General features: G+C 37.4%; 8 protein-coding genes. 3 read left to right on the top strand and 5 right to left on the bottom strand.

Annotated features, from left to right (window positions below; genetic code table 11):
• A partial coding sequence (locus ABIL69_11295; protein ID MEO0124573.1) for a 2-C-methyl-D-erythritol 4-phosphate cytidylyltransferase occupies window positions 1-608 on the bottom strand: 608 nt, incomplete at its 3' end.
• 91 nt (window positions 609-699) lie between these two features.
• Between ABIL69_11295 and ABIL69_11290 the strand changes: the two genes are divergently transcribed.
• From ABIL69_11290 to surE, 3 genes are read left to right on the top strand one after another with little or no spacing between them, the layout of a single operon-like run.
• Window positions 700-1,959, top strand: a complete 1,260-nt coding sequence (locus ABIL69_11290) for a lamin tail domain-containing protein (GenBank protein ID MEO0124572.1) — start codon at window positions 700-702, stop codon at window positions 1,957-1,959.
• A 49-nt stretch (window positions 1,960-2,008) separates the two neighbouring features.
• A complete protein-coding gene (locus ABIL69_11285) occupies window positions 2,009-2,677 on the top strand; it encodes a glycosyltransferase family 2 protein (GenBank protein MEO0124571.1) in 669 nt (222 codons plus the stop codon).
• Entirely contained in the window at window positions 2,668-3,408 is a 741-nt protein-coding gene (gene surE / locus ABIL69_11280; GenBank protein ID MEO0124570.1) for a 5'/3'-nucleotidase SurE, read from the top strand. Before ABIL69_11285 ends, surE begins: the two co-directional genes overlap by 10 nt.
• A gap of 35 nt (window positions 3,409-3,443) precedes the next feature.
• Here surE and ABIL69_11275 read toward each other — a convergent pair whose 3' ends face one another.
• The 4 genes from ABIL69_11275 to ABIL69_11260 form a co-directional block, all read right to left on the bottom strand.
• Window positions 3,444-3,854 (bottom strand): hydrogenase iron-sulfur subunit, encoded by a 411-nt coding sequence (locus ABIL69_11275; protein MEO0124569.1) that lies wholly within the window; start codon window positions 3,852-3,854, stop codon window positions 3,444-3,446.
• A 162-nt stretch (window positions 3,855-4,016) separates the two neighbouring features.
• A complete protein-coding gene (locus ABIL69_11270) occupies window positions 4,017-7,031 on the bottom strand; it encodes a CoB--CoM heterodisulfide reductase iron-sulfur subunit A family protein (GenBank protein MEO0124568.1) in 3,015 nt (1,004 codons plus the stop codon).
• A 118-nt stretch (window positions 7,032-7,149) separates the two neighbouring features.
• Window positions 7,150-7,908: a hydrogenase iron-sulfur subunit gene (locus ABIL69_11265; protein MEO0124567.1), complete on the bottom strand. Its 759-nt coding sequence runs from the start codon at window positions 7,906-7,908 to the stop codon at window positions 7,150-7,152.
• A gap of 162 nt (window positions 7,909-8,070) precedes the next feature.
• The coding region (locus ABIL69_11260) for a 4Fe-4S dicluster-binding protein (GenBank protein ID MEO0124566.1) at window positions 8,071-9,030 on the bottom strand (960 nt) is incomplete at its 5' end.

Raw genomic sequence — 9,030 nt, 5'->3', positions numbered from 1 at the left:
TTCGGTTCGCCTTTAAAGACAAAGACTTCCATTCCTGCATTCTCAACAATACCTGCCTCGTCGGTAAATTCATTTTTGAAATTGATTTTTTTATAAGCCTCTCTTAAACGCTTGATGTCAAAAAATTGTGGAGTTTGAACTGCATAGGGCGATATTCTCGGAACTGTACAAATAACCTTATTCTTTTTCGTGAGTTTTATTGTATCAAATACCGGTGTTCCGAATATGACCGATTTATACTTCCTGCACAATTTTATCCCGCGATTTATTAATCCCTGAGTAATGAATGGTCTTACCGCATCATGGATTATAATTATTCCTTGTTCATCTTTAATTGCCTTAACACCGTTTAAAACCGAATCCTGTCTTCTTTTTCCGCCAGGAACAATCTTATATATTTTTTTCAATCCAAAATTCTTTACCAATCTTTCTGCCTTTTTTATCATATTTTCTGGAACAACAACAATTATCTTATCAACAAATTTATTTTTTTCAAAACACTCAGCCGTATGAACAATAAGTGGTTTACCAAAAATCTCAACAAACTGCTTCAATCCACCAAATCGCTTACCTTTTCCTGCGCCGACAATGATTGCAAAAACTTTCACATAAAAATATAATCAGAATAGAATAAAAGTCAACAGGCTTAAGACTTATAAACAATACTTGACACTGTAAATAAATTTTGTAATATATACCATGCTACTAATTTTTATACTACTGGGTACTTCTCGTATAATCATAACAGAAGTAATGTCTAATGTAAAAGGACCGGAAAATCCTTATGGGGACAGAAATGAATTTGTAGAAATTTACAATCGAAGTTCTGATACGATTGACCTGAGTAGTTATTTCATTTCTGATTTTGATGCAAATCCAGATGAAATCTGTGCCTGGCAAAATGAATCAATCTTAATTAAATATCCTGATGTCCGTATCAATTCCACAATTATTCATCCATTTTCATATGCTGTGATACTTGACCGCGAGTATATCACTCCTGATTCTATAAATAGCCAGCCATATAACATACCTTCTGGAACCCTGATACTAACAACGGATGATACATCAATCGGCAATGAACTATCAACGAATGACCCGATAATTGTCTTTTCAATTGCTGATGCCTGCACCACAAGTTTTGGGACGCCATTCATTGAAGACAATTTTCCTAAAGACCCTGGTGACGGCATTTCCTGGGAAAGAATTGATTATGCCTCACCCGACACGATTACAAACTGGCATCCCAGTATTAGTGCCACTGGGTGCACACCAGGTTATAAAAATAGTGTCACTGATGCGTTTGACCTTGGTTTAGATGAAGATTTGATCTCTTTTATACCAGCGAAAGTTGAAACAGGTGAAAATCTTAAAATAAGCATTGGAGTGATAAACTCAGGAATAAGACCATCAATTGATTATAGTCTATTAATTTTTGATGACAAAAATAATGACAAAATTCTTGAAAGTTCTGAATTGCTTGGTAATATCTCAGGTGAACCAGTCGGTGCATTTGATACAATTTTTCTTTACTATGAGTATATAAAGCCATATCAGGGCGAGCACAATCTTGGATTTAAAATAGAATTTGCGGATGACAAAAATTTAAATAATAATATAGCCTTTAAAAAATTGCTCGTGCTTGGCAAAATTGGCGAATTATGCCTTACTCCAGCAATATTCACGCCTGACGGTGATGGTCATAATGATAACCTTCAAATTGATTATAGACTACCGCAGCCGGGTGGTGAGTTAACCCTATCAATATATGACTCAAGGGGAATTAAGTTATACGATTTGTGCAGACGGAAACTTATTGAGTCAGATAAAGGAACATTTTTCTGGCATGGTGAGACAGTAAAAGGTAAGGCACCAACCGGAATGTACATTGTCTATCTTGAATACCATTATCAAAACAAAATAACAAAGGCAAAGAAGGCGACAGTGCTGGCGCGCTGATTCAAAAATTACTTGACTTTGCCATAAACAGGCATAAAATTATTTGTTTATGGATCATATCGGCGTTGTCATACCTGCATATAATGCGGAAAAAACCTTAGGCGGTTTAATTAGCTCTTTAATTGAATCCGGATTTGATAGAGAAACGATAATCGTGGTTGATGATGGTTCAAAAGATAAAACTGCAAGTCTGGCTATGTATTACAATGTTGATGTTATAAGAAATGAAAAAAATATGGGAAAAGGTGCATCGTTGGATAGAGGATTTAAAAGGGCAATATCAAAAGGGATTAAAAAGGTATTTACAATTGATGCTGATGGACAGCACAGGGTTTCTGATATTCAAAAGTTTTTAAAAAAAGAGAATGAATATGAACTGGTTATAGGTATGAGACTCAAAAACTCGCCTGATATGCCTTTTATAAGATGGGTTGTAAATCGAACCACTTCATTGGTCATTTCTTTATTGAGCAAAAAATATATACCCGATGTCCAATCTGGATTCAGGCTCATTGATTTAAAAATTTTTGATAAGATTAAACTGAGAACAAAAAATTTTCAGACTGAATCTGAACTAATTTATAAAACGATAAAAAACGGCTATCGTGTTGGATACGTGCCAATAAAAACACTCTATAATAGCGAAAGGAGTTATATAATGCCTATTCTTGATACGATAAGATTTATAAATATGGCGGTGAGGTTCTTATGGGGTTAATATTATTAACCAATGATGACGGCTACGACGCAGCGGGATTGCAGGCACTCTATAAAGAATTAAAGAATAAAAAGCTTGAAGTATTTGTCTCCGCACCGCGTTTTCAGCAGAGTGGTTCAAGCCATTCCTTAACCCTGCGCCGTCCGATAAGGGTCGAAAAATTAAAGAATGATTTTTTTATCGTGGATGGGACACCCACTGATTGTGTCTTACTTGCATATCATGACCTTGTGCGTGATAAAGAAATAGATATGGTGGTCTCTGGTATAAACCATGGACCCAACATGGGAAGTGATGTATTCTATTCCGGAACGGTTGCTGCTGCATTACAGGCGGGTACACTTGGAATAAAAAAGGCAATTGCCCTTTCACTTTCAGGTGAAACTTATAGTAACTTTGAAGGGGCGGTTAAGTATTCAATAAATTTAATAGAGCGGTTATTTGATAAAAATCTTAATAATTTTATTCTCAATGTAAACATTCCAGAAAAAGAGATCAAAGGCGAGAAAATTACAAGGATGGGTAGAAGAATATATAGAGACAAAGTTTTAAGAGATGCGGAACAAAACGGCGTAATGTACAGCGTAATTGACGGTGTCCTTGATTATCATGTAGACACCGATACTGATTTTGAGGCAATTGACAATAACTATGTCTCAATAACGCCATTAAAACTTGACCTTACAGATTATGAAGGTATGAAAAACTTGAGAGAAATATTAAAGACATAGCGTTAAACTCTTGCAACGACAATATCTATAAATCGTTAATACTGACTAACAAGAGGACCGAGTTCGGTGATTGTTTTTATGAAGTTATTTATTACCTCCTGAAATCTTGCGCCCTCTCCCGCTGATATCCATTCTAATTTAAGTCGTTTTTCATCAATCCCCATTTCTTTCAAAAGTAATTTTAGTGCATTATATCTCCTCAACGCCTTATAATTACCGGAAATATAATGACAATCACCAGGATGACACCCGGTGATCAATACTCCATCTACGCCCTTCTTGAACGCAGTCAATATAAAATCGGGCTCAACCCTCCCTGAGCACATTGTTCTTATTATCCTGAAATTAGGATTCATCTGGAGGCGTGAGACACCAGCAAGGTCAGCTCCGGCATAGGAACACCAATTGCAGCAGAAGACGATTATCTTTGGTTTGAAATCAGACATTGTAACTCCTATTTGAATCTGAAGTGTATTGGTTTGGATTCTGAAATGGGATAGGATTTGGTTTTTGGGTTTTGTTTAGAATTCTTTGTTTGGATTTTGGATTTTGGAATTTAGATTTTAAATATTGTTTAGAATTTAGAATTTCGGATTTAGAATTTCTCTTCATAATGCTTCCACCATCGCCATTATCTGCTTTTTTGTAAATCCATACTGGGTCATCGCGCCCGAAGGGCAGGATGCAACACAGGTTCCACAACCTTTACATAATGCCTCATTGACACTGGAAATTCTTTTACCATCCTTCTCTATGTAAACAATCGCCTCATAAGGACACAGGGCGCCACACATGCCGCAACCCGCACAAAGTTCTTCATTTACCGATGAAATGGTTGCCTCAGCATAATATTTTTTGTTGGAAAGAATCGTTGTAGCCCGTGCTGCCGCAGCTTGTGCCTGCATAATAGATTCGGCGATAGTCATTGGACTATGCGCCATACCAGCCACAAATACCCCTTCGGTAGCAAAGTCAACCGGCCTTAGTTTAACATGCGCCTCAAGGAAGAAACCATCGCTGTTTAAGGGAACCTTAAGCATTTTGGCAAGTTCGGCATTATCTGGTTGGGCGATAATCCCCGCGGAGAGAACAACGAGATCGGATTCTATAACCAGTTCTTCTTTCAAAATTGGTTCAAAGACTTTTATTTTCAATCTTCCATCTTCCATTTGTAATTCAGGTTTTTTCTCATCATCATATCTAATGAATACCACACCCTTTTCCCGCGCCTGACGATATAATTCTTCTTTAAATCCATAGGTCCGAATATCTTTATAAAGGATATAAATATTTGCATCAGGCTTTGTTTCAAGGAGATTCAATGCATTTTTTATTGCCTGGGAACAGCAGATACGACTGCAATATTTTCTATCGTTATCACGGGAACCAACACACTGAATCATCGCTATTGTTTTATAGTTGAATGGTTGAATGGTTAAATGGTTAAATATCTTTTCTTCCAGTTCCCGCTGGGTAATTATTCTTGAATCTTTGCCATATTGATATTCGTCAGGTTTATACTCATGCGCACCAGTCGCAACAATTACAACACCATGCTCAAATTCTTGTATTTCTGACTCACCGGTTTTAATTCTCGTTTTATAGTTTCCTACGAATCCCGTTATCTGTTCAATCCGTACATCTGTATAAATTTTTATAAGTTTATTATTTTTTATCTTTTCAATAGTACGATTTAGGAAATACTGCACATCCCTATTTTCAAGTGTCTTATATATGTGTCGTAGATTTCCGCCGAGTTCTTTTTCTTTCTCAACAATAAATACCTCAAATCCCTGTTCTGCAAGTAGTAGTGCTGCACTCATTCCAGCAATACCACCGCCAATAACTAATGCCTTCTGAATCACATCAATCTCAACTCTTTTTAAGGGCATAAGTAATCGCGCCTTTGATACCGCCATCCTTACCAGATCTTTCGCTTTTTCTGTTGCAGATTCCGGTTCATACATATGAATCCAGGAGCACTGGTCTCGGATATTTGCCATTTCAAATAAATAAGGATTCAAACCTGCTTCCTGTATTGTCTCTCTAAAAAGCGGCTCATGGGTTCTTGGTGTACAGGAAGCAACGACAACCCTGTTCAATTTATTCTCCCTAATTTTTTCAATTATCCTTTTCTGGGTGTCCTGAGAACAGGTATAAAGATTATTTTCCGCATAAACAACATCAGGTAATTGTTTTACATATTCAACAATTTCCGGCACATTTACATAACCACCGATATTTATACCACAATGGCAGATAAAAACACCAATCCGCGGTCGCTCATTTAAAAGATTCAATTCAGCCGGATATTCTTTTTTTGTAACCAGACTGCCCCTTGCCTCAGACAGTAATGCCATTGCCCTTCCCGCCGCCGCAGATGACTGGGCAACGGTTTCAGGAATATCTTTTGGTCCGGCAAATGCACCACAGACAAAAATGCCATCGCGAATTGTATCAACTGGAATAAACTCTGAGGTCTTACAAAATCCATGCTCATTCAAAGGTACCCGTAGATAGCGTGATAATATCCGCATATCTGTTTTTGGCACAAGACCGACTGATAAAACTACCATATCAAATTCTTCTTCTTTCATAATACCTTCTTCGTCTTCATATTGAACAAGCAAATTTTTCGTTTCGGGAATTTCCTCAATCCTTGATACACCTGCACGGATAAATCTCACACCATATTCATTCTTCGCACGGTTATAATAATCCTCAAAACCTTTACCAAATGTCCTGATATCCATATAAAAGACAGTTGTCTCAAGACCATTTTTTGAATGCTCTTTAGCAATTATTGCCTCTTTGATTGCATAGGTACAACAAACTGAAGAACAGTAATTTTTTCCAACCTGCGGATCTCTTGAACCAACACACTGAACAAAGGCAATCTTTTTCGGTACCTTACCTTCATAAGGCCGTAGCAAATGTCCGGAAAAAGGTCCTGAGGCAGATAAAATACGTTCAAATTCAAGGCTCGTAACAACATTCTTATAAATTCCATAACCAAATTTTGTATAAACCTTCGGGTCAAATATATCAACCCCAGGGGATAAAATTATCGCACCAACATTTATGTCTTCAACAAGGTCATTGTCTTTATATTTTATTGCCCCAGCAAGACACAACTTCTCACAAACACCACAACCAATACAATTGTTTTTATCAATTGCATAAACTGCTGGAACCGCCTGTGGATATTCAATATAAACACTCTTTCTGTTTGTTAAACCCTGATTAAATCGATCGGCGATTTCAATTGGACAATGCTTCTTGCATTCCCCACAACCAGTACATTTTGTAGTATCTACATATCGTGCTCTCTTCCTTACCTTTACCACAAAATTTCCTGCATCACCACTCAATCCTTCAATCTTTGCATCAGGGATAATTTTTATGTTTAAATGGCGTGCGCACTCTACGAGTTTCGGTGCCATAATACACATTGAACAGTCATTCGTCGGAAAGGTCTTATCAAGCATCGCCATTATCCCACCAATTGCTGGTGCGGAATCTATCAGATAGACCTTAAAACCAGAATTTGCCAGGTCCAGTGATGCCTGGATACCACCGATGCCACCACCGACGACTAAGACTGCACCAATCTTCTGGTTCATAATTTAAACCCCAAATACTAAACAATTTACAAAACCTATAAACAAAACCCGATCCTTTTTCCAAACCCAAACCTTTAAACCATCATAGAAAATTTGTTCAGTATTCCGCATTTTGAAATTAGAATTTATTAGCCTTGTATATCGGATACCCATCTTTTATCTCCATCATTGATAGATTACCTTTTTCTTGAAGGGAACAGACGCACTTGAATACAATATCTGGAGCAATCTTCAATTTATGGGCAATCTCAGGGGTTGGTAATGGTCCAGTTTTTAACAATCTTAATATCCGCGCCTTGGTATACTCTTCGTATAAAATCTCTTCAAGTCTTTTATCATAATCTTCAGGGGTTATCTTTTCACCATATACATTACCTATCTCTGTTATTTGATATTCCACACCGGTGAGATGTCTAAATCTTTCACCCTGGAGGACATCTCGGACCGATATTAACATATCTTCTGTATCTTTATTTATTTTTATTGGACCCAAATTTCTTATTCTATCCACAAATGTATTAACCAGACTGGCAAACCGCTCACCTTCGGCAGCAGAAACCCAATCAAGATATAACCTTTCTTTTTCAATATTTGTATATAAAAGGAGTTTCTGGGTGGCAATAATCCTCTTTTCTGCATTATAATTTCCATTGAGATAATGGCAATCACCAAAATGACACCCCAATACCATAACACCATCTATCTTTTTCATAAAAGCATTGACAATAAAAACCGGATCAACCCTTCCTGAACACATCACCCTTATTACACGGATGTTCGGGCGATACTGAATTCTTGATACACCCGCCAGATCAGCACCAGCATAAGAACACCAGTTGCATAGAAAACCGAGAATCCTTGGTTGAAAATCAGACACTGTAACTCCTATTTGAATCTGAAGTATATTGGTTGGGGTTTAGAAATGGGATAGGGTATGGTTTGTTGGTTTTGTTTAGAATTGTTTGTTTAGATTTTGGATTTTGGAATTTGGAGTTTAAATATTGTTTAGAATTTAGAATTTCGGATTTAGAATTTTTCATCATAATGCCTCCACCATTGCCATTATCTGCTCATTAGTAAAATGTTTCATCGTTATTGCCTGCTGAGGACAGGATGCTGCACAACTACCACAACCTTTACAATAAGCCGAAATGACTTCTGAACGATAGCCCTTCTCAGTCCTTTTTAATTCATGCGCCTGATACGCACATAATTTTTCACATATTCCGCAACCAATGCATTTCTCCCTATCAACTTCGGCAACCGCAGGCAGAACCTCGATCGTATCTCGGGAAAGAACAATTCCAGCTCGAGCGGCTGCTGCCTGTGCCTGGGCAATTGATTCCTCAATAGTCTTGGGTGCGTGTGCCATTCCGCAAATAAATATTCCATCTGTAGCAAAATCAACCGGGCGAAGTTTCATGTGTGCTTCAAGGAAAAACCCATCTTCATTTAAGGGTACCTTTAATAATTGGGCAATCCCTTTATTTGACTCATCAGGAACGATGCCTGCAGAAAGAACAACTAAATCCACAGACAAATCTATTTCCTCATTGAGTATCATTTCTTTTGCCTTAACAAAAAGTGAACCGTCTCGCAGGGAAATCTCTGGTTTATTTTCATCATCATATCTGATAAATAATACGCCGGCATCCCTTGCCTTTTGATAGTATATTTCATTAATTCCGTAAGTTCGTATATCTTTATAGAATATCACCACCTCGGTTTCAGGGTTTTTCTGTTTGATAAGCAGGGCATTCTTTATCGCCTGGGCACAACAGATACGACTGCAATATTTTCTATCTTTATCGCGGGAACCAACACACTGAATCATCGCTATTGTCTTATAGTTGAATGGTTGAAATGTTTGGTTAAATATCTTTTCTTCCAGTTCCCGCTGGGTAATTATCCTGGGATCTTTGCCATATTGATATTCGGTTGGTTTGTATTCCTGTGCACCAGTCGCAACGATTATTACACCGTGTTCAAACTCAATCAA

The sequence above is a fragment of the candidate division WOR-3 bacterium genome (assembly GCA_039802005.1).
Lineage (GTDB): Bacteria > Hydrothermota > Tepidihabitantia > SM23-42 > JAOAFX01 > JAOAFX01.
Note: the sequence above shows the minus strand (reverse complement) of the source record. Positions and strands in the feature narration are given on the sequence as shown.

Excerpts from the sequence above, each read along its gene's own strand:
- ABIL69_11290 (MEO0124572.1), top strand. The coding sequence starts at position 700 with ATGCTACTAATTTTTATACTACTGGGTACTTCTCGTATAATCATAACA.
- ABIL69_11285 (MEO0124571.1), top strand. The coding sequence starts at position 2,009 with ATGGATCATATCGGCGTTGTCATACCTGCATATAATGCGGAAAAAACC.
- surE (MEO0124570.1), top strand. The coding sequence starts at position 2,668 with ATGGGGTTAATATTATTAACCAATGATGACGGCTACGACGCAGCGGGA.
- ABIL69_11275 (MEO0124569.1), bottom strand. The coding sequence starts at position 3,854 with ATGTCTGATTTCAAACCAAAGATAATCGTCTTCTGCTGCAATTGGTGT.
- ABIL69_11270 (MEO0124568.1), bottom strand. The coding sequence starts at position 7,031 with ATGAACCAGAAGATTGGTGCAGTCTTAGTCGTCGGTGGTGGCATCGGT.